The 20,405-nt window shown below is 36.9% G+C and carries 19 protein-coding genes; 9 read left to right on the forward strand and 10 right to left on the reverse strand.

The window, feature by feature from the left end; all coding sequences use genetic code 11:
* Together ACQ2HF_RS11035 and ACQ2HF_RS11040 are read right to left on the reverse strand one after the other, a co-directional pair.
* On the reverse strand, nucleotides 1-1,236 hold the full coding sequence (locus ACQ2HF_RS11035; protein ID WP_432410475.1) for a S41 family peptidase: 1,236 nt from the start codon (nucleotides 1,234-1,236) through the stop codon (nucleotides 1-3).
* A gap of 303 nt (nucleotides 1,237-1,539) precedes the next feature.
* Nucleotides 1,540-2,331, reverse strand: coding sequence for a LytTR family DNA-binding domain-containing protein (locus tag ACQ2HF_RS11040; protein ID WP_432410476.1), 792 nt, complete (start codon nucleotides 2,329-2,331; stop codon nucleotides 1,540-1,542).
* An 89-nt stretch (nucleotides 2,332-2,420) separates the two neighbouring features.
* Between ACQ2HF_RS11040 and corA the strand changes: the two genes are divergently transcribed.
* Entirely contained in the window at nucleotides 2,421-3,512 is a 1,092-nt protein-coding gene (gene corA, locus ACQ2HF_RS11045) for a magnesium/cobalt transporter CorA (RefSeq protein ID WP_432410477.1), read from the forward strand.
* Between the two features lie 175 nt (nucleotides 3,513-3,687).
* On the opposite strand, the gene ACQ2HF_RS11050 is transcribed toward corA, so the two are convergent.
* The 4 genes from ACQ2HF_RS11050 to ACQ2HF_RS11065 all read right to left on the reverse strand — a co-directional run bounded on the left by ACQ2HF_RS11050 (nucleotide 3,688) and on the right by ACQ2HF_RS11065 (nucleotide 6,680).
* Nucleotides 3,688-4,419, reverse strand: coding sequence for a head GIN domain-containing protein (locus ACQ2HF_RS11050; RefSeq protein ID WP_432410478.1), 732 nt, complete (start codon nucleotides 4,417-4,419; stop codon nucleotides 3,688-3,690).
* A gap of 18 nt (nucleotides 4,420-4,437) precedes the next feature.
* A complete protein-coding gene (locus ACQ2HF_RS11055; protein WP_432410479.1) occupies nucleotides 4,438-5,526 on the reverse strand; it encodes a hypothetical protein in 1,089 nt (362 codons plus the stop codon).
* On the reverse strand, nucleotides 5,510-6,058 hold the full coding sequence (locus tag ACQ2HF_RS11060; protein WP_432410480.1) for a hypothetical protein: 549 nt from the start codon (nucleotides 6,056-6,058) through the stop codon (nucleotides 5,510-5,512). The genes ACQ2HF_RS11055 and ACQ2HF_RS11060 overlap by 17 nt, the downstream gene beginning before the upstream one ends.
* A 61-nt stretch (nucleotides 6,059-6,119) precedes the next feature.
* The gene (locus tag ACQ2HF_RS11065) at nucleotides 6,120-6,680 is read right to left on the reverse strand and encodes an RNA polymerase sigma factor (protein ID WP_432410481.1); all 561 of its coding nucleotides are present in this window, start codon (nucleotides 6,678-6,680) and stop codon (nucleotides 6,120-6,122) included.
* Between the two features lie 217 nt (nucleotides 6,681-6,897).
* Here ACQ2HF_RS11065 and lon point away from each other — a divergent pair, with 217 nt between their 5' ends.
* Nucleotides 6,898-9,348 carry an endopeptidase La gene (gene lon / locus ACQ2HF_RS11070; protein ID WP_432410482.1) on the forward strand — a complete coding sequence of 817 codons (2,451 nt, stop codon included), beginning with the start codon at nucleotides 6,898-6,900 and terminating at the stop codon, nucleotides 9,346-9,348.
* Nucleotides 9,349-9,386: 38 nt separating this feature from the next.
* Here the strand turns inward: lon and ACQ2HF_RS11075 are convergent, their stop codons facing one another.
* On the reverse strand, nucleotides 9,387-10,133 hold the full coding sequence (locus ACQ2HF_RS11075; protein ID WP_432410483.1) for a T9SS type A sorting domain-containing protein: 747 nt from the start codon (nucleotides 10,131-10,133) through the stop codon (nucleotides 9,387-9,389).
* A 204-nt stretch (nucleotides 10,134-10,337) separates the two neighbouring features.
* Here ACQ2HF_RS11075 and porQ point away from each other — a divergent pair, with 204 nt between their 5' ends.
* Together porQ and cmk are read left to right on the forward strand one after the other, a co-directional pair.
* The gene (gene porQ, locus ACQ2HF_RS11080; protein WP_432410484.1) at nucleotides 10,338-11,357 is read left to right on the forward strand and encodes a type IX secretion system protein PorQ; all 1,020 of its coding nucleotides are present in this window, start codon (nucleotides 10,338-10,340) and stop codon (nucleotides 11,355-11,357) included.
* The gene (gene cmk, locus ACQ2HF_RS11085; protein ID WP_432410485.1) at nucleotides 11,357-12,049 is read left to right on the forward strand and encodes a (d)CMP kinase; all 693 of its coding nucleotides are present in this window, start codon (nucleotides 11,357-11,359) and stop codon (nucleotides 12,047-12,049) included. The genes porQ and cmk overlap by 1 nt, the downstream gene beginning before the upstream one ends.
* A gap of 135 nt (nucleotides 12,050-12,184) precedes the next feature.
* Here the strand turns inward: cmk and ACQ2HF_RS11090 are convergent, their stop codons facing one another.
* On the reverse strand, nucleotides 12,185-12,880 hold the full coding sequence (locus ACQ2HF_RS11090; protein ID WP_432410486.1) for a DUF4377 domain-containing protein: 696 nt from the start codon (nucleotides 12,878-12,880) through the stop codon (nucleotides 12,185-12,187).
* Between the two features lie 455 nt (nucleotides 12,881-13,335).
* On the opposite strand from ACQ2HF_RS11090, the gene rpsA reads away from it, so the two are divergent.
* From rpsA to ACQ2HF_RS11115, 5 genes are all read left to right on the forward strand, one after another.
* The gene (gene rpsA, locus ACQ2HF_RS11095) at nucleotides 13,336-15,288 is read left to right on the forward strand and encodes a 30S ribosomal protein S1 (RefSeq protein ID WP_432410487.1); all 1,953 of its coding nucleotides are present in this window, start codon (nucleotides 13,336-13,338) and stop codon (nucleotides 15,286-15,288) included.
* Nucleotides 15,289-16,076: 788 nt separating this feature from the next.
* On the forward strand, nucleotides 16,077-16,913 hold the full coding sequence (locus tag ACQ2HF_RS11100; protein ID WP_432410488.1) for a peptidylprolyl isomerase: 837 nt from the start codon (nucleotides 16,077-16,079) through the stop codon (nucleotides 16,911-16,913).
* A gap of 106 nt (nucleotides 16,914-17,019) precedes the next feature.
* Nucleotides 17,020-17,775, forward strand: a complete 756-nt coding sequence (locus ACQ2HF_RS11105) for a DJ-1/PfpI family protein (protein WP_432410489.1) — start codon at nucleotides 17,020-17,022, stop codon at nucleotides 17,773-17,775.
* Between the two features lie 127 nt (nucleotides 17,776-17,902).
* Nucleotides 17,903-18,226 (forward strand): hypothetical protein, encoded by a 324-nt coding sequence (locus ACQ2HF_RS11110; RefSeq protein WP_432410490.1) that lies wholly within the window; start codon nucleotides 17,903-17,905, stop codon nucleotides 18,224-18,226.
* Between the two features lies 1 nt (nucleotide 18,227).
* Nucleotides 18,228-19,841: a S8 family peptidase gene (locus ACQ2HF_RS11115; RefSeq protein WP_432410491.1), complete on the forward strand. Its 1,614-nt coding sequence runs from the start codon at nucleotides 18,228-18,230 to the stop codon at nucleotides 19,839-19,841.
* A gap of 102 nt (nucleotides 19,842-19,943) precedes the next feature.
* Here the strand turns inward: ACQ2HF_RS11115 and ACQ2HF_RS11120 are convergent, their stop codons facing one another.
* Together ACQ2HF_RS11120 and ACQ2HF_RS11125 are read right to left on the reverse strand one after the other, a co-directional pair.
* Nucleotides 19,944-20,159, reverse strand: coding sequence for a YtxH domain-containing protein (locus ACQ2HF_RS11120; RefSeq protein ID WP_432410492.1), 216 nt, complete (start codon nucleotides 20,157-20,159; stop codon nucleotides 19,944-19,946).
* 96 nt (nucleotides 20,160-20,255) lie between these two features.
* Nucleotides 20,256-20,393, reverse strand: coding sequence for a hypothetical protein (locus ACQ2HF_RS11125; RefSeq protein WP_432410493.1), 138 nt, complete (start codon nucleotides 20,391-20,393; stop codon nucleotides 20,256-20,258).
* Between the last annotated feature and the right edge of the window lie 12 nt (nucleotides 20,394-20,405).

Below are 20,405 nucleotides of genomic sequence, written 5' to 3' on the forward strand. Positions count from 1 at the left end.
TTATTTGGTGTTATTTAGTATTTCAATAGTTTGCTCAATCCAATCTGTATCGAAGTCAAGTTTAATTTCCGGAACTACTCCTGTCCCCTCGTACTTAAAAAATGGATCGTGAAAATTCATATCGGTAGTGTTGTATGTAAAATATCCTGAAGGAGATACAGGAGATTTTTTGTCACTTCCATAAGCAAGAATACCTCTAGTAGTTTGTCCCAGATGAACTGTGCCTTCTAATTCTCGTAATTTTACAGTAAACTGTTCTGCGTTACTTCCTGTAAACTGGTTCGTGATTACATAAACCTTTACTTCTTTTTTCTTAAAAAGTTTTAAAAATGGATCAGAAACTTCATAACTACCTCCGCCGTTAGTTCTCAAATCTAAAATAAGATTACCAGCTGTTAATTTTTGCTCCATTTCTGAAATGAAATTTTCCTGCGCTCTGCGGTTACTAGAGCTTCCTGAAAAAGTTTTCATTCGTATATACTGGGAGCCATCTCTACCTATTTTAAAGTCCCAGTTGAGCGTGTCATTTTCTATAAACTCGAAACTATTTTCATTTTTTTCTTTTTTGAAACCCCAGATTCTATCATTTTCAAATTGCAAATTTTTTGCATAATAGGGTCTGTAAGTATTGCTGTCATAATAATATAAATCGTAGTTGCCATAGGCATTCTTAGTAGCCGAAAATTTGATCTGACCAGTTTCCCACAATGGATTTTTGCTTTCTAATACGATACCATCATAAGTATCCTTACCATCATTCTTATAAATACCCATTACAAAATCTTCACCCTGTTCGTAGATTCCTTCAAAACTACTTGTGGGCTTTTGTGAGAGTTCTGTTTTTAACGTTTCAATATCCTTATCTGTCCGAGGGTGGTTTTTAAAGCGAATGGAGTTTTTAAATTTTGAAATAGTGTCTTCTCCAGCATCTTTTTTTATAAATCCCGTATTTAATTTTACATAAGCGTGGTAGTCTTTTACAAAATCCATTTGTTGACTAAGAAGAATAAAGCAGGCTTCAATAGGAAGTTTTTCGGTCATTTTTGATGCTAATTGCGCATACAGAGCATCAAACTCATTTTCTTTTTGGTTTTTAACTTGTTCTTTAAAAGAAGGCATTCTCTTCATTTTCTTTACTAGAAAGTCAAGATCTTTTTTACAGTCGCAGGTTTCTACTTGTGCGAAAGATGCGATTGTAAATACAGATGTGAGTAGAAAGGTAAATAGCATTTTCATATAGTTTGTTTTAGTTCCGAAAGCGTCGGTGGTTGTATTTATTTGATACCACAAACATATGGCTAGGAATTCTTGCAGACTAGTATATACAATGCTTTGGGGTGAAATGACCGTTCCTTGTGGCGAAGTTTTAAGCTGTTTTTTGAATGGAATGTAGGTTGGGGTGAAATTTTAAAGTGATGTGACTTTTAAGCAACAACTTTCAATAGTAATAGCAGAAAAAACAATAATTTAATTCCCCAATTCCCCAATTCCCCAATTCCTCAATTCCCCAATTCCCCAATTCCCCAATCAACCCATCTCCTAAATCCCCAACTGTTCTTTTATAGTTTCTGAATAGGTTTTTGAAACAGGAATTATAATTTCAGAAGAAAGTACCAGGTTCAGTTTTCCAGAATCCATTTTAAATTGTTGAAAATGATTCGGATTTATAAGATAGGATCTATGTGTTCGCAGTAAATCTGGAATGCAAGTTTCAACACTGGAGAGCTTGTTACGAATCAATTGTTTTTTAAGTTTGCCATTATTCAAAAATGAAACTTCTATATAATTATCGTCTGCTTTTATGCTCACAAGGTCGTTTAACTGAAGTCTCAAGCCCTCATATGTACCTTCGCCTTCAATTTCAATTTTTTGATCTTCCAATTTTTTTTCAAAATAGCGCCCAGCCGCCCATCGTCCTATTGCCAATATGGGGAGAATAGTTGCTATAGCAGGGAGGTATAAAGAAGTAGTGAAATAATATAATGTGTAAGGATTTTGCGCACCAGGAACAATCACATACAGATATATGAACCGGGATAATACCAAGCCAAAGAGCGTCATTAAAAGAAAGAACACTACTTCGTTCCAAAGCATCCATTGATGTTCATTTTTACTATAAAGAAAATTTTGTAAAGGCAAAATGAGTAAATAAGCAGTGGCGCCAGCGATCCCGTAAAGGGGTAAATAAAGTAATTTTTCAGTCCCATCAAATTCGTTAGTGTCTAAGGGCTCTGTAAGGGCAAGGAATAGAAAAATCCATACGGCAAGTCCTAAAGCTACCAGCAGATGATGTTTTAGTAAAGGGTCGAACGGAAAAAGTTTTTTCAGCATAAAAGACTCAAAATATATTGTGATGTCATTAAGATTTAAAAGTATAAAAATAGTTTAGTTTTCCTACCTTTAAACTTCAATTGTAAATTATGACTGCCAGAAAAAAGAGAAAAAGACTAAAAATTCCAACTATTAAAAGGCCTGTTATTCATAATGAAGCGCCAGGAACAGTAACCTATACAGGAAAAAAAGAAAATACTGCTACCAAGGTAGAAATTATAGATTATTCCAAAAATCATTACAAGCGTATTGATTCTGAAAATATTGACGATGCCTTTGGTTTTGAAACTTCAGAGCATATTACGTGGATTAACATACATGGTCTTAATAATACCAAGGAAATAGAACGTTTAGGGGAGTATTATAACTTGCATCCTTTAATTCAAGAAGATATTGTAACCACCAATCAGCGTCCAAAGATGGACGAATATGAAGACTATCTATTTATAGTTTTTAAAATGTTGCATTATACAGATGATGGAGATTTTGTAAATGAGCATGTGAGTATGGTAGTTGGAAAAGATTATGTAACTACATTTCAAGAGGCAGATGGCGATGTATGGGATAGCCTGCGAGACAGACTGGCCAATGCGAAGGGACGGATTCGTAATGCGGGATCGGATTATTTAATGTTTGCGTTGCTGGATGCTATTGTGGATAATTATTTTAGTGTGATTGAAACATTAAGCGCCAAAATTGAATTTATAGAGGATCAGCTTTTTGAAGACAAAGTGGAAGACGATATTACCCAAGATATTCAGGTGTTGAAAAAGGAGATTCTTCGGATAAGAAGGGCTGTGGTTCCTTTGCGAGAAGTGATCAACCGATTGGAAAAAACCGATACTTCTTTAATTGAAGTTAGAACTCAAAATTACATACGTGATTTGTATGACCACATTATCCAGGTTTCTGAAAGTGTAGATATTTACCGGGAAATGATCTGGGGCTTAATGGACATGTATATGACCACTATTAGCAACAAAATGAACGAAGTAATGAAGGTGTTAACCATTATGGCTTCTATTTTTATTCCACTTACATTTATGGCAGGTATTTACGGAATGAACTTTGAATACATTCCAGAACTTCAAATGAAATATGGATATTTCTATCTTTGGGGAGCGATGATTGCTGTTTTCTGTGGGTTACTCTGGTATTTTAAACGTAAGAAATGGCTTTAAAATAATTCGGCCTTTCGGTACAATTTTTAATATTTGCTGCGCATAATAAAAATCACTCAAGAACCTTTGCTTATCAAGTGCATTTAACAAAGTTAAATAGACTGCAGAATTTAAGGTTCTTGAGTGATTCCTATAAAATGCTGGAAAGCATTTTATAGGAATTGTATTGAAAGGACTACTGCGCCTTCACAGAACCAGAACCCATTACTTTTTTGTCGCTTGTCGCTGGATTTCCTTTGTATCTAATGTCTCCAGAACCATTTACACGGGCTTTCATGGTAGCATTTGCAGCCACTTGTGCGCCTCCAGACCCCGAGACATACACTTCTACGTTAGTAGCATCCAGGCTGTAACCTTCAAAATCTCCACTACCACTTACTTTTACTTCTAGGTTTTCAACTTTTCCAGAAAGTTTCATGTCTCCACTTCCTGTTACTTTGGCATCTATTCCTGTGGCTTCAGTATCTAAAGCTACATCGCCACTTCCTGTTACACTAATGGTAAGAGCATTGCCTGTAACTTTACTTTTGCCTATTATATCGCCACTTCCTGTTAATGAGATGGTGGAGATATCCTCAAATGGAACGGTGATAATTATATCGTGTTTTGAAGAATACGAAACCCCGTTTTTCATTTTAATAGTAAGCTTTCCGTTGGTACTCTCAATTTCAACTAATTCATGAAGGTTGTCGTCTGCTTTTATACGTAGATCTCCTTCTTTTCCTGAAACCAATTCAGCAGTTAAAGAGCCTATTACAGCAATTTCATCATAATCTGCTGTAGTAACTTTGGTTGTGGTAATTGTACCACTACCCTTTACTTGTTTATTTCCCCTTTGTGCCTGAACGCCTAAGCTGCCTAATAGAGCGAGGGCTATTACAATTGATAGTTTGCTTGTGTTTTTCATAATACTTGAGTGTTTTTGTTATTTTTTATTAAAAGTTACACCGCCATAATTGGCTTTAATGGTAAGGATATTCCCGCTGTCTTTTTTTCCGTAGAAGCCAAGATACAATTTTGATGAGTTATCTTCAGACGTATTGGTGTATTGAAACAAATCTTTGCCTTTAAGACTGCTGTAATTTAAATCCAGTTCAAAATTAAAAGCAAGTCCTTGTGAAAGTCCAAGTGTAACCCGTGCGTAATTGGCATTAATTAATACCGCTTCACAGCTAGCCAAAAGGCTGTCTATATTTACTCCGCCATAATCTGTATTAATATTGAGGCTTTTAGAAACGCTGCCAATGTTATGCTGAATATAATCTCCTCTACCTACTATTTTTCCCACTTTATCTAGGCTTATTTTTCCGTGGTTATTATTGTAATTAAGGTCATGAACGTCACCAATCTCAGAAGTAGAGTAATCTGCATTTAAGTGTAGACGTTCTGCCTTTTGTAATGTAAATTCCGAATAATCTGCGTTTATTTTACCGCTCTTCATATATTGGATAGTAGCATTTTGAGTGTAATCAAAGTTAAGCGTGTTGTTCTCTGCCATTAACTCTCCAATAATTAACTGTCCGTAATCGCAATGAATAGAGGCATTTCCTTTTAGCATATCAATACTAACGGTACCATAATCATTATGTATATTCACGCTGTTGGTTGCAGGCAGTTTAATAATATAATTTACCTCTACCGAAACGTTATCGTTCCCTTTACCCCACCAACTGCTCCAAGTGCCTTTTTTAGATCCAAATTGCGTGATAGCCGAAACCATAGCGCTGGTACTATTGAAGTCTATTGTAATTTCATTCAATTTTTCTGAAACTTTATCTTCATTATTGCCATTCGTTTTTATGATAACATCAATCACCGTTTTATTTTGGCTCCACGTAACAATATGTACGCTTCCATAACTGTTGTTAATTTTTAGTCCAGCATCAGCATTTACGGTGTATTCTTTATGGATTTTCTTCTCTTTGGTATGTTTACCTTTAAATTTTGAGTCATTTGCTACTACCGAAAGGGGCAGTAAGACCACTAAGAAAAGTAGCTTATAAATATGTTTCATCTGTAGTGTTTTTAAGTTTTTTAATTGTTTCTATAGTTTCTGAAACCTTTTCCAACACAGCAATCCTGTTCTGAAAGTTGGTAATCATAGCGTTTATTACCTGTTTGTTATTTCCACTTTCAACTAGGTCTTTTTTAAGAGATTGGTAGTCTTTTTCCAGCTTGTCTACTTGTAAAAGCGCATCTTGAATAAGAGTGTTGTTTTCTGGGGATTCAAACTTTTTTAGTGCTTCTATTTCGGTATGGATGGCTGTGGTAAAAAAGGATTGTGTTTGTTCCATTTCTGGCGAGACACTCGCTAAATCTGCTTCTTGAGGTTGCTGTGGAGCAAATAGACTGCCACCCAAAATTATAAGCAGAGTGATGGCTGCGGCAATACTTCCCAACTTCCAAAAGTTTAATTTCTTGGGTTTGGCTTGCTCTTGGTTGAGTTTCTCTAAAAACCGTCTTTGATGTCCTTGTGGCGTTTCGTTTAAATCAAAATTACCTGTAAGGCGCTCAAATAGGTGTGTTATGTTATCTTGTTCTTTCATCTTTATTATGTCTAGCTTTCATTCGTGTCTCCTTCGTCGGAGACAAGGTAAAGGCGGGTATTTACACATTCAATTTTTTTCGTAAACTTTCTTTAGCGCGAGAGATGAGTGTACGGCAGTTGGCATTGCTTATTTTCAAAATCTCGCAAATTTCTTCGTAATCGTATCCTTCAATAAAATGAAGCGTTAAAATTCGCTGGTAACTACTATGCATTTCCTGCATACAGTTTAGAACCTGTGTTGCTTTCAACGTGGTATATGCATCTTCACACAAATCTTCTTCAATTTCCTCAACTTCTTCGGCTTCTAAAAAGGCTTCTATAGTTTCGGAGATGGCTACATACTTTTTATTTTTATGGTAGTGCGCAATACTTTTGTTTACTACAATTCGCTTTAACCACGCACCAAAAACGGCTTCTCCTTTAAAAGTATCTAATTTTTCAAACGCTGTAATGAATCCTTCCTGCATACAATCTTCTGCCAAGGCAGTGTCCTTCACAATTCGAAGAGCTACATTATACATCGCTTTATGATACCGATTGTACACTTCTAATTGTGCTAGCTGATTTCCTTTTTTACAAAGAACCAATACTGCTGATATGTCTTGGAAGGTTAGTGCCAAAAATCTTTGTGATTTGTAGTAAAGATACAGTTGCTTTTAAATTGTTACACTTGTGCTGAAATTATTTTTACACGTGGCATAACTATTGAATTATTGATAGCGAAGCATTACTGAAATGTTATGGTACGTAAGGTTTCAGTAATAACAGTACTTAAACGAAACATTAAAAACATTTTGAATCCAAAACCATTGGTGACAGAATGTCGTAAACATATATATGACGAAATCTAAATTAATTTCCCTCGACAAGTTGTCACTTCAAGATTTAAAGGACGAAGCAGATCTTATTCCGCTTATGACGACCGAAGATGAAGATGCCATGAACAAAGAAGAACTTCCCACTACACTCCCAATTTTACCTTTGCGTAATACAGTGTTGTTCCCTGGTGTGGTAATTCCAATCACAGCAGGACGCGACAAGTCTATAAAACTCATAAACGAAACCAATAAAAGTGGAAAAGTAATTGGTGTGGTTTCACAAATAGACGAATCTAAAGAAAATCCAGGTCCAAAGGATATTAATTCTATTGGTACGGTAGCGCAAATATTACGCGTACTAAAAATGCCCGACGGTAATACCACTGTGATTATCCAAGGTAAAAAACGCTTTGAAGTGGCGGAAGTAATGACCACAGATCCGTATATGACGGCCACAATTCGTGAAGTAGCCGAAGCACGTCCGGCCAAAGAGAACGCAGAGTTTCAGGAAATTATAAGTTCTATAAAGGAATTGGCACTTACCATAATTAAAGACAGTCCAAACATCCCTTCAGAAGCTGCGTTTGCCATTAAAAATATTGAGAGCTCCTCATTTCTAATAAATTTTGTGTCTTCTAATCTGAATATTTCAGTGGAAGAAAAACAAAAATTGTTAGAAATTAACGATTTGAAGGAACGTGCTTTAGAAACGTTGCGATATATGAATGTGGAGTTACAGAAATTATCGCTTCGTAACGATATTCAGTCTAAGGTTGAAAGTGATATAAGCCAGCAACAGCGGGAGTATTTCTTAAACCAGCAAATGAAAACCATCCAGCAGGAGCTGGGCGGGAACAGTAACGAAGCCGAAATAGAAGAAATGCGCGCACGTTCCAAATCCAAAAAATGGAAGAAGGACACACAAAAGCATTTCGATAAAGAATTGACCAAATTACAACGTATGAATCCGCAGGTAGCAGAATTCAGCATTCAGAAAAATTACCTGGATTTGCTGTTGGATTTACCTTGGAGTCAATTCAGTAAAGATAAATTCGACTTAAAAAGAGCGAAGAAAATATTAGATCGCGACCATTACGGGCTAGATGATGTAAAAAAACGGATTATAGAGTATCTGGCCGTTTTAAAGCTTAGAGGAGATATGAAATCGCCCATCCTGTGTCTCTACGGACCTCCAGGAGTAGGGAAAACATCGCTTGGAAAATCTATTGCCGAAGCGCTTGGAAGAGAATATGTACGTATGAGCTTAGGTGGTTTACGTGACGAAGCAGAAATCCGCGGGCACCGTAAAACCTATATTGGTGCTATGCCAGGACGTATTATTAAAAGTTTGAAAAAGGCAGGGACCAGTAATCCTGTGTTTGTGCTGGACGAGATTGATAAACTTTCGGTAGGAAGCCAAGGAGATCCATCTTCGGCTATGCTGGAAGTTTTGGATCCAGAACAAAATAGCGAGTTTTACGATAACTTTTTGGAGTTGGGATACGACCTTTCTAAGGTTATGTTTATTGCCACTTCAAATAGTATGGGGACCATTCAGCCAGCATTGCGAGATAGAATGGAGATAATTAACGTAACGGGATATACTATTGAAGAGAAAGTAGAGATAGCCAAGGCGCATCTACTTCCGAAGCAATTAAAAGAACACGGATTAACAAAAAAACACCTTCAAATTGCCAAGCCACAACTAGAAAAAATAGTGGAAGGCTATACCCGCGAAAGTGGTGTAAGAGGACTGGAAAAGCAAATCGCTAAGATGGTACGTCACGCCGCAATGAGGATTGCGATGGAGGAGGAGTACACTAAAAAAGTAACCAACGCTACTGTTTTGGAAGCTTTAGGGCCACCACGAATGGAGCGCAATAAATACGAAAATAACGACGTAGCAGGTGTTGTAACTGGCTTGGCTTGGACACGTGTGGGTGGTGATATTCTTTTTATTGAATCGATACTTTCTAAAGGAAAAGGAACCCTTACCATGACAGGAAACCTTGGAAAAGTGATGAAAGAATCTGCTACCATCGCCTTAGAATACATAAAAGCAAATGCCGAAAAGTTAGGCTTGTCTACTGAAATTTTTGAAAAATACAACGTTCACATTCACGTACCAGAAGGCGCTACGCCAAAAGATGGGCCAAGTGCAGGGATTACCATGTTAACGTCTTTAGTTTCTTTATTTACCCAACGCAAAGTGAAGAAAAGTATAGCAATGACAGGGGAAATCACTTTGAGAGGAAAAGTGTTACCTGTTGGGGGAATTAAAGAAAAAATCCTGGCAGCTAAACGCGCAAGGATTAAAGAAATCCTGCTGTGTGAGGACAATAAACGTGACATAGAAGAAATAAAACCAGAGTATTTAAAAGGATTGACGTTTCATTACGTCAAAGAGATGAGCGATGTTTTAGATCTAGCTTTAACCAAGCAAAAAGTGAAGAACTCAAAGACGCTTTAAATAAAACACCCCTTAGTTAGGGGTGTTTTTATATACATCTACTTTTTAATTATTTTGAAACTTTCTTTTCCGTTTTGAGAATGTACCTGTAAAAAATAGATGCCAGCTGGAAATTGAGAGGCGTCAAGGCTATTCTCACTACTTGGTATACTGGATTCTAACAATACCGTTCCAGTATTAGAAAAAATGCGAAAGGAAGTAATTGGCTGCCCTTCAGATTGTATGTGAAGCACATTCTCAACGGGATTGGGGAAAACGGTAATAGAGGATGTATTAAAATCGTTGATAGTTAATATGGGCGAATTTCTGTAGGTATAAGATACAAAGGGTTGCGTTGAAAAACGCATGGTCTGAAACCCATCGGAATCGGTAGTGATAGAAGGATTGATTATTGTAGAGAGGGTTTGGTCTGGGTCTACAAATGCAAAGGGTCCAAATATATAAAGCTCATCGGTATCTTCAAAAAAACCACAGGCATTGGAGGTGCTAGTTGTGCTCACGGTTCTAAAATCGCCGGTTATTGGATCTTGCTCTAAGGTGCCAGAAATAGTATTACAAATTCCGAGGCCATTAAATGCTAGCGTTTCGTCAATGAATATGTTTGGAGTAATTTGTTCAATTTCTGGGTTACCAGCATAGGGTTGGTATCCTTCTACAAAAAATGTTTCATTGAAATCACTATCGTATATTTCGTACAAATACCAAGTTTGATTAAAAAAATCTGGATCGACAGTTTGCGCGTTAGTAAAACCGTAAAAGGCGAGAATAAATAGTAAGTATTTCATAATTAATAATTTATACCTTAAAATTATTGTTTTAATCCGATTATGAGTGTATTCTCATAAACATTTATTACTTATTTATAAATTAAGAGCTCTTTTTGCCGAAGTTAGGGCAAATACATTTAAAAGTACAATCATTTCGTGCTCCGCTAAAAATAAATTATTATTGCAGTCGTTAACTCCTTTAGGAAACACAATCTCACGCCCATGCTAAAAAAGGTTTTATTGCTTCTTGCTATTGTAATGGCGCTACCCGCTGTTGCCCAAATAGGAGGACGTGCAACCTACCAGTTTTTAGATTTGGTTACCTCTACCCGGCAAGCGGCCTTAGGAGGAAAAAATATTACGAATTACGATTATGATCCTACGCAAGGATTGTACAATCCCGCTTCTATTAATCCTGCTATGGACAATCAGTTAGCACTTAACTATGCAAATTATATTGGCGATGTAAACTATGGTACCGCTACCTACGCCTATTTATGGGATAGACGTACGCAGGTGTTACATACGGGTGTTACTTATATTAACTACGGAAGCTTTGATGGCTATGATGAAAACGGGAATGCCACCGATACGTTTAGCGGTGGCGAAATTGCCCTTTCATTGGGTCACGCAAGAAATATAGCATTTACCAATTTTCATGTAGGTGCCAATGTGAAATTTATCTCATCCAAACTAGAGCAGTATACTTCGTTTGGAGTAGCGGCAGATATTGGGGTGATGTATGTATATGAGGACTGGGATTTAAATATTACCGGTGTCGCCAGGAATGTGGGAACACAAATCACACCTTATGAAAATACATACGAAAAACTACCTTTTGAGCTTATCTTCGGAATTTCACAAACGCTAGAAAATATTCCTATTCGCTGGCATTTCACTTTGGAGAATATGCAACGATGGAACATCGCTTTTGCCAATCCCAACCGTGATGAAATAGATTTGGAAGGAGAAGTTACTTCAGAAAATATTGGACTTATAGATAATGCCTTTAGGCATATGATTTTTGCGATCGAGATTTTTCCGGAAAGTGGTTTCAATATACGATTAGGGTATAATGTACGTAGGGCAGAGGAGCTTCGTATCGTAGAGCAGCGTTCTTTTGCGGGTTTAACTGCGGGATTCTCCATTAAACTAAATAAATTGCGCTTAAGTTATGCCTATTCTCGATTTAACAGTGCAGCTACAACAAGCACCTTTGGACTCAATATAAACTTGCAATAATGCACAAAATTACTATTGCCATAGATGGATATTCTTCAACAGGAAAGAGCACCGTTGCCAAACAGTTGGCAGATTGGTTAGCGTATGTGTATGTAGATACAGGCGCTATGTACAGAGCTGTGACGCTTTTTGCAATGCAGAACAATATGGTTGCTGAAGGTAAAGTACATACATCCAAATTAATTGCTGCGTTGCCTAACATTCAACTAGAATTCAGAAAAAAGGGTGCAGATACAGCTGAAATTCATCTTAACGGTGAAAATGTTGAAAAAGATATCCGCCATTTAAGTGTGTCGGAATATGTAAGTCCAGTGGCTACCATTAGTGAAGTACGCCGAAAACTGGTAGAGCAACAAAAAAAAATGGGCGAAGGGAAAGGTGTAGTTATGGACGGGCGTGATATTGGTACCGTAGTATTTCCAAATGCTGAACTTAAAATTTTTATGACTGCGAGCGCACAACAACGTGCCGAACGCCGTTACAAAGAACTTCTGGCGCACGGTGATACTGTAACCTATCAAGAGGTATTGGAAAATGTACAAGAGCGCGACCATATTGACACTACCAGAGAAGATTCCCCACTACGCAAAGCCGAAGATGCTATAGAAATAGATAATTCTGATATGAATCTGGAAGATCAGTTTCATACCATCTTACAACTGGCAAAAGATAGGATTGCGGGGCGGGTTTGATTTCAAATTTAAACCTATGCTTTTTCCCGCGTCTTGGGGGAAGGTGGATTTCGGAAACCGAGTTAAATTGAATTGCACATTTTTTAAACCGAAATTCGGAAGGGGGAGTATAAACTAATATATTCTTTTACTTCCTCAATCCACTTTCACAAATTGCAATACTTCATCCCCTTCAGCATTATAAAAATAGAGGTTGAGTTTTTCAATTTTATAGGTTTGTGTATTGCTCAAGGCTTCCGTAAAAGCGTTAGGAACTTTCATACTTGGACACATCATCTTGGTGCTGCCCATTTTTGAAAAGCTAAGTTGAGTTTCGGTGAGGGTTTCAATACTACCAAAAAGGCTGTTACACCCATCGGTACCGGCAATCCTTTTTTCGGCTACAAAAATTTCTAGCGTGGGTTGTTTGTTTGGTTTTTGATGGGTTTCAGAAGAAATATCTTTACCGTTAATTGCCTGTAACGCCCAGATATCGTGGAGTCTAAAGGTTGGGTCTTGTTTTTTATCCAAAACTTCAGCAAGCGTATAGCTCATAGAAGAAGCATCTGCAGGTACTTTTGCAGGATCTAATGTCTCTTCTTTTACCAAAAGTTTATAAGTATATCCTTGTTGGTAGTCAAAGCCTTCAATACTTCCATAGAAATTACTCCAATCGCCCGCTGGCATAGTTTCACCTTTTTTTATTTGAAGACATTGCATTTTTCCAACACCCTCACAGGCTACCTTAGTACTGTTTATATAATACGTAACTGTTTTTGAGTTGTTTTCTTTTGTATCTCCGCAAGAATTAATGGCAATAATGGTTAGTAAGATGGAGGCTATAAATTTCATAGTATAATTGTTTTTATAAAACTAAGGTGCATAGCTGTGACTATAAAATTTTTATAAAAATTTTAAGGTTTGTAGCCCTTTATTCACCTGAACGATACGGGTAAGCACAGGTTTAGAAATGCTGGAGCTTTTCTAAATTTATTCTAGGTGATGGTAGCAATAATCAGGTTGAAATTTTAAATCGGTCGCCACGTATCTAAAATTTAGAAAATCTTTGATTTTCAAAACAAAAAGCTTATTTTTGCACCCCTCTAACGCAGAAAATCTGCAGAGGCAAGCTCCTTTTTAGCAACAGCATCAAGTATAAAAGGACGTATTCAAAAACAAAAACTAAACCCTCTTGTGGGATCGTTGCAGTAATTACTTGAAAGAACACAGGATACAAAGTTAGATCTCTTTTCTTTTCCGCGAAGGCGGAAAACTTAAAAAAAAACGGATATAACAATCAAACTAAAATGGCTGATAAAGCAAAAACAAAAGAAGAAGCTGCAGAAAAAGTTGCAGACAAAGCGGTTGAAACTTCTGCAGCAGTAGAAGAGACTACAAAAACAACCAGAACCAGAACAGCGTCACAAGAAGAGGTAACAGAAGAGGTAGCCGACTCTAAAGACGAAAAGAGTACTGAAACTCCTAAAGAAGAAGTTTCTCCTCAACAAAAAAATCCGGAAAAATTTCTAGAAGATTTTAACTGGCACAACTACGAAGAGGGTATTGACCCAGTAGATGGACAGCAGTTAGAAGAGTTCGAGAAATTAGTAGCCGAAAACTTTGTAGATACCTTAGATGATGAGGTTGTTGAAGGTGTAGTAATTCACCTATCAGACCGTGATGCGATTATCGACATTAACGCGAAGAGTGAAGGTGTTATTTCTTTAAACGAATTTCGTTACAACCCAGACTTAAAAGTAGGGGACAAAGTAGAAGTATTAATAGATGTACGTGAAGACAGCACAGGACAGTTAATCTTGTCTCACCGTAAAGCACGTACTATTAAAGCTTGGGATCGTGTAAATGCGGCTCACGACGAAAGTACCATCGTTAACGGTTTTGTGAAGTGCAGAACTAAAGGAGGTATGATTGTAGATGTATTTGGAATTGAGGCATTCTTGCCAGGTTCACAAATAGATGTGAAGCCAATTCGCGATTACGATGTATATGTAGGAAAAACAATGGAATTCAAAGTGGTGAAAATAAACCACGAATTTAAAAACGTTGTAGTTTCTCATAAAGCGTTGATCGAAGCAGATATCGAAGAACAGAAAAAAGAAATTATCGGGCAGCTTGAAAAAGGTCAGGTATTGGAAGGTGTTGTTAAAAACATCACTTCGTACGGAGTATTTGTGGATCTTGGAGGTGTTGATGGATTGGTGCATATTACAGATCTTTCTTGGTCACGTATCAACCACCCGAACGAGATTGTAGAGCTAGACCAGAAATTGAACGTGGTAATCTTAGACTTTGACGAGGATAAGACACGTATCCAATTAGGATTGAAGCAATTAAATGCACATCCTTGGGAAGCCTTGGGTGAAGAAATGAAAGTAGGTGACAAAGTAGAAGGTAAGGTAGTTGTTATTGCAGACTACGGTGCTTTTGTTGAAGTTACTGAAGGTGTAGAAGGATTAATCCACGTTTCTGAAATGTCTTGGTCTACGCACTTACGTAGCGCACAGGATTTTGTAAATGTAGGAGATAAAGTGAATGCTCAAATCTTAACACTAGATAGAGAAGAACGCAAGATGAGTCTTGGTATTAAGCAATTAACACCAGACCCTTGGACAGATATTACTACCAAATACCCAGTTGGTTCACGCCACACAGGGATTGTACGTAACTTTACCAACTTTGGTGTGTTCGTAGAATTGGAAGAAGGTATTGACGGTCTTATCTACATTAGCGACCTTTCTTGGACTAAGAAAGTGAAGCACCCTAGCGAGTTTACCAACATTGGTGACAAACTAGAGGTAGTTGTGTTAGAATTGGATGTGGAAGGACGTAAGTTAAGCTTAGGTCACAAGCAAACAGAAGATAATCCTTGGGATAAGTATGAAGATGAGTTTAAAGTAGGATCTAAGCACACAGCTGCTATCGATGAGATGGTAGACAAAGGAGCGGTGATTAACTTTAACGAAGACATCTCTGCATTTGTACCAAAGCGTCACTTAGAGAAAGAAGACGGAACAGATCTTAACAAAGGAGAAGAAGCCGAATTCCAGATCATTGAGTTTAACAAAGAATTCAAGAAAGTGGTAGCGTCGCATATGGCGATTCACAAAGAAGAAGAAGCAAAAATTGTAAAGCAAGCTGCTAAGAAAGCTGCTACACAAGCCGAAGAGTCTAAACCGACACTTGGGGATGCCAATTCTAAATTACAAGAATTGAAAGACAAAATGGACGGGAAGAAATAATCCCGAAAGTTTTTGAAATAGTAAAAGCCCTTTCCAGTTTTGGAAAGGGCTTTTTTTGTGGTAGGCATTTTACAAACATATTTTGGTGTCATTATATAACGCGATGGCGACAACTATGGAACACCAGTACTTCATTATCCTATAAGCAGATGGAAAATAAAAAAACTTCGTTGTATAGGTACTAACCAAAAACTGATTAGTAATAGTGAAATAATGAGTAAGGCACAGCAGCTGCTTGCCTAAAAACGTTGCGGTCTGTAAAAGAAATCAATGAAAATTTATTGAAATTTAGAAGGAAACTGCTTTCTTGCCCTTTTATTTCTACTGCTTCTAAAATTCCTGCTACGATTGGTTAAGTAACCAACTAAAATCATCGCTACAGAAATTAAAATGACAGCTATAATGATCTCGTATGCTTCACTTGAAATATTCATACCTTAAATATACAAAAAACATGTAGCTTAGGTATGCAATTGATATGTTGTTTTTTAGCTATATGGTGAGTAGAAATTTATAACGAATCCCGAAATGATTTAAAACAGAAACAGATTACAAGCAACCCGAAACCATTAGGATACTACTCTATTTTCGGCATATACAAATAGGTGCACACTTCAAGATTAAGAGATACCTGAAAGTCCGTCAAATTTTTTAATTTGGTTTATGGAACAACTAAAAATAAGAGAATTAAAAAATCCGGCTCGTGCTCAACCAAAAACTAATCACTAATTTGCACGCTACAAGGTATATACAAGACCTTTAGAAATAATCAAATACATCAAAAAGTTATGAATTCATTCCTTACATACTGTTTGTTCACATTTGGGATACTACTATTCTTGGGGTGTCAACAGCGGGTGGAACAGGTAAACAAACCAGAAGAAACTCGCAAGCAGATTGAAATGGTCACTAATTATGGAACCATGACCATCGAATTGTACAATGAAACACCTCTACACAGGGATAATTTTATCAATCTGGCTACTAACAAAGCGTACGACAGTTTACTTTTTCATCGGGTTATTCACAATTTTATGATTCAGGGTGGTGATCCAGATAGTCGAAAGGCACAGGCAAATGATACGCTTGGAGAAGGAGATGCACCTTATAGTATACAAGCTGAAATTAATAGGGAATTATTTCATAAGAAAGGAGCTTTGGCTGCTGCTCGAGATAATAATCCCGAAAAAGCGTCTAGCGCTATGCAATTTTATATAGTACAAGGGAAAATTCAAAATGACAGTCTTCTCGATAAAGCTGAAACCTATACAAATCAGAATAAAGCACAAGCATACTATAAAAACTTCCCTGAAAAAAAAGCCCTACTCGACTCAATCCAAGATGCTTTAAATGCTGGAAATAGGGAACGTTACAATACATTACTGGATAGTATTTCAAATTTGGCAACTACTGAAGAAAATTTTACATCTTATGTTATGCCTGATGCATATAGAGAAACCTATAAAACAATTGGCGGTTATCCAAGATTGGACCAAAACTATACGGTTTTTGGGGAAGTTGTAGCAGGAATGGAAGTAATAGACTCCATTGCAAAAGTTGAAACAACTTCTACAGACAGGCCTATAAAGGAGGTGCGCATCAAAACAGTAAGAGTACTAAACTAAAGAAGGAAATAAGTATATTTCTATAATTGCTACTACGTAATAAAACTATTCCTAAAAATGTATCCCAGGAAAAGCACTACTTAATTCTTCAAAAATGCTAGCATACATGATAAAATCGAAAATTATACTCATAGTAATCTTTACAACTATTTTGAGTAGTTGTAATTCCAAAACATCAATACAAATCCCCCAAACCGAAATTATAAATACAACCGAAACGACAACAGACACCCTCACAAAACATGTAAAACTCTTTAAAGAGGAATTACCAACCATAGGACTCCTAATGTACAACGGCGTTTTGCAAAGCGAAGTAATAGCAACCTCCGATGTTTTTTCAAAACCTAGCGAAGACGGAATACAACTTTTTAATGTAGTTACCATTGCAGAAACAGAACATCCAATTACTACGGAAGAAGGGATGCGGTTTGTTCCTGATTATACCTTCAAAAATTGCCCGAAGTTGGATGCGTTATTTGTGCCTAGTGCGTACGATATGTATGCACAAGTACACAACCATAGTATTATAAATTTTATAAGAGATAAAAATAAAGAGACAGAATATATTGTGAGTAATTGTGCCGGAGCACAACTCATTGGTAAATCTGGTATTGCAGATGGACATAAAATAGTAACCTGGATAGGAGGTGGCGAGCAATTACAAAAGGAGTATCCTAATTTGAAAGTGCAAAATGATAGTTTGGTGACTTTTGTGGAAGATGGAAAATTCAGTTCTTCAAACGGAAATCTGGCCAGTTATATTTCAGCATTACACTTAGTAGAAAAAATGACGAGTCCAGAACATAGAACATTTGTCGAGAGCTATTTATACCTCGACCGACTTCAAAATTGGAAAGAATAAGAATACTGGAGAGTAAATGTAATAGATAGGATTTTTCAATCCTTATAAACCGTTTCCAGAAATGAAAGGACTTTTTTTTGTTTTAGATTAAGTATATTTAAAATCTAATTTTAAAAATTGCTTTCGGTTGAAATATCTTTTTGTAGTAATCTTTTTAATGACCTCAGTAATTATGGGAATTACTTCCTGTAAAAGTAGCCAGCCGGAAATAAATCAAACTACTCTATTAATACAACTGTATGAAGATAGTGCTGTACAAGTATTAGAAAATAATTTTAAGGACTATAAGCTCGCTAAAGAAAAAATAGTGAGCCGACCCACAAAAATCTATCTGTTTACCTTCGATTCACAAAAAATCACAGATACCGAGCTTATAAAGCTGCTTAAAGCGTCCGATTTAGTAAAAGAAGCTCAGCAAAACCGAACTATTCAAACAAGAAATAATAAATAAGATGATAAAAACCCTACTAATATCAGCAATAGTGCTTACTACATTTTTAAGCAATGCACAGAAAGCCAAATATGTTCCTAATGAGGTTTTAGTGCAATTACGGGATCAGGTTACTGCCACAGTGCTCGCACAGGAAATTTCAGGTGTTACAATTGAGCAATCAAAGTTACTATCCAAACCCATGAACATTTGGTTATTAAAAGTAGCGCCTACTATGACCGAAAGTTTGGTGATCCAGGAATTATACCAAAACGAAAATGTGCTAGTGGCACAAAAAAATCATAAAATAAGTTCACGCGCTACAGAGCCAGACGATCCTTTCTTCGCCAATCAATGGCAATATAAGCAAGCCAGTGATGGGGATATTGATGCAGATGAGGCCTGGGATATTACTACTGGAGGAACCACAATGAATGGCGATGTTATTGTAGCCGCTGCTTTGGACGATGGTATTGACCTTAATCACGACGATTTTGAAGATAATCTTTGGACCAACGAAAATGAAATTCCAAATAATGGTATAGACGATGACAACAATAATTATGTTGACGATTATAGAGGGTGGAGTATTGTAAGTAATAGTGATAATATTTCTGGAGGAAGTCATGGAACACCAGTAGCAGGTATCATTGGGGCTAAAGGAAATAATGGCATAGGTGTTTCTGGAGTAAATTGGGATGTGAAAGTGATGGTCATAAAAAATAACTTTAACACAAACGAAGCACAAGTTATTGAAGCGTATAGCTATGCGCTAGAAGCCAGAATGTTATACAATGCTACCAGTGGAGCCGAAGGAGCCTTTGTTGTTTCTACCAATGCATCCTGGGGTGTAGATTTTGGGAATCCTGCCGATGCACCACTTTGGTGTGGATTATACGATACCTTAGGGGAAAATGGGATATTAAGTTGCGGTGCAACTATCAACGGTAATTTTGATGTGGATGTAGTAGGTGACCTGCCAACAGCTTGTCCTAGCGAATACCTAATTACAGTTACCAATATGGATATTACAGATATGAAGGTAACTGGCGCGGGATATGGCTTGGAAACTATCGATTTAGGTGCTCACGGCGCAGGCGCGTATACAACAGCATTAGGAAACGGATACGGAGGTTTTGGAGGTACTTCTGGCGCAACGCCACACGTAACCGGCGCCATTGCTTTATTATACTCGTCACCTTGCCAAAGTTTTGCAGATTTAGCGATTTCAGATCCAGCACAAGCGGCTAAAAATGTTAGAGATTATATTTTTGCGGGTGTAGACCCTAATCCTTCGCTTGAGGGAATTACAACTACGGGAGGCCGATTAAACTTAAATAATGCTGTCCAGGGGCTCATGCAAGATTGTGAATTACTGGCAGTAGAGGATTTTGGAACCTTGAAAATTTCTATGTTTCCAAACCCGTCCACTGGTATGCTAACTATTATTCATGAAAATAATATTACTATAAAAAATATTTCCATCTATAACTTAGATGGTCGTTTAATTCAAAATATAGATACTTTAGAAAGTAATACTGTTGATCTTTCAGCATTGGCTGAAGGTGCTTACCTAGTGAGTGCTACATTTGAAGGTGAGAATGAAGTATACACTAAAATTATACTAAAGGAATAATCTATACAGAATTATTTTTTTTCATAGCATTTTACCAAAGGCAAGATGTAAACTAAAAAAATCCCACCAATGGTGGGATTTTCTATTAAAAGCAAGCGATATTTAACTCGCTGTTTTCTTCAATTCAGTATATTTTTCACTGATTGACTTATTAATGTCTCCAGCTGTTTCTTTAATTTTGTTTCCAGCTTCATTCACTCTACCTTTCAGTTTAGCTTTTTCTGCTGGTGACATAGTTTTGTATTTCCAGTATGCCAATCCGCCTGCGATTCCTGCTCCAACAAGAGCTAATAAACCTGTTTTTTGATTCTTATTCATTTTTATAGTTGTTTTTTTGTTTAAACTCATATACAAATGTAAGACGTTTGGATGCTGTAACCGTGGGGTTTAATAGAACTTTAGCTTAAATTAAAGTTAAAACCACTCTAATACATATCCCAGAACAACGTAGAGAATGATAAACACGAAAATAGTCCCAATACAGCCACATTTCCCGCCGCCAATTTTTTTCGCACCCCAAGCGGCACCAATTATTTGCAATAATTTTTTCATAAGTTTTTATTT

The organism is Rasiella sp. SM2506 (assembly GCF_050859505.1).
In the GTDB taxonomy this organism is placed as follows: domain Bacteria; phylum Bacteroidota; class Bacteroidia; order Flavobacteriales; family Flavobacteriaceae; genus Marinirhabdus.

What these genes read in the sequence shown, in the direction of transcription:
- ACQ2HF_RS11035 (WP_432410475.1), bottom strand. Translation starts at nt 1,236, where the DNA reads ATGAAAATGCTATTTACCTTTCTACTCACATCTGTATTTACAATCGCA.
- ACQ2HF_RS11040 (WP_432410476.1), bottom strand. Translation starts at nt 2,331, where the DNA reads ATGCTGAAAAAACTTTTTCCGTTCGACCCTTTACTAAAACATCATCTG.
- corA (WP_432410477.1), top strand. Translation starts at nt 2,421, where the DNA reads ATGACTGCCAGAAAAAAGAGAAAAAGACTAAAAATTCCAACTATTAAA.
- ACQ2HF_RS11050 (WP_432410478.1), bottom strand. Translation starts at nt 4,419, where the DNA reads ATGAAAAACACAAGCAAACTATCAATTGTAATAGCCCTCGCTCTATTA.
- ACQ2HF_RS11055 (WP_432410479.1), bottom strand. Translation starts at nt 5,526, where the DNA reads ATGAAACATATTTATAAGCTACTTTTCTTAGTGGTCTTACTGCCCCTT.
- ACQ2HF_RS11060 (WP_432410480.1), bottom strand. Translation starts at nt 6,058, where the DNA reads ATGAAAGAACAAGATAACATAACACACCTATTTGAGCGCCTTACAGGT.
- lon (WP_432410482.1), top strand. Translation starts at nt 6,898, where the DNA reads ATGACGAAATCTAAATTAATTTCCCTCGACAAGTTGTCACTTCAAGAT.
- ACQ2HF_RS11075 (WP_432410483.1), bottom strand. Translation starts at nt 10,133, where the DNA reads ATGAAATACTTACTATTTATTCTCGCCTTTTACGGTTTTACTAACGCG.
- porQ (WP_432410484.1), top strand. Translation starts at nt 10,338, where the DNA reads ATGCTAAAAAAGGTTTTATTGCTTCTTGCTATTGTAATGGCGCTACCC.
- cmk (WP_432410485.1), top strand. Translation starts at nt 11,357, where the DNA reads ATGCACAAAATTACTATTGCCATAGATGGATATTCTTCAACAGGAAAG.
- ACQ2HF_RS11090 (WP_432410486.1), bottom strand. Translation starts at nt 12,880, where the DNA reads ATGAAATTTATAGCCTCCATCTTACTAACCATTATTGCCATTAATTCT.
- rpsA (WP_432410487.1), top strand. Translation starts at nt 13,336, where the DNA reads ATGGCTGATAAAGCAAAAACAAAAGAAGAAGCTGCAGAAAAAGTTGCA.
- ACQ2HF_RS11100 (WP_432410488.1), top strand. Translation starts at nt 16,077, where the DNA reads ATGAATTCATTCCTTACATACTGTTTGTTCACATTTGGGATACTACTA.
- ACQ2HF_RS11105 (WP_432410489.1), top strand. Translation starts at nt 17,020, where the DNA reads ATGATAAAATCGAAAATTATACTCATAGTAATCTTTACAACTATTTTG.
- ACQ2HF_RS11115 (WP_432410491.1), top strand. Translation starts at nt 18,228, where the DNA reads ATGATAAAAACCCTACTAATATCAGCAATAGTGCTTACTACATTTTTA.
- ACQ2HF_RS11120 (WP_432410492.1), bottom strand. Translation starts at nt 20,159, where the DNA reads ATGAATAAGAATCAAAAAACAGGTTTATTAGCTCTTGTTGGAGCAGGA.
- ACQ2HF_RS11125 (WP_432410493.1), bottom strand. Translation starts at nt 20,393, where the DNA reads ATGAAAAAATTATTGCAAATAATTGGTGCCGCTTGGGGTGCGAAAAAA.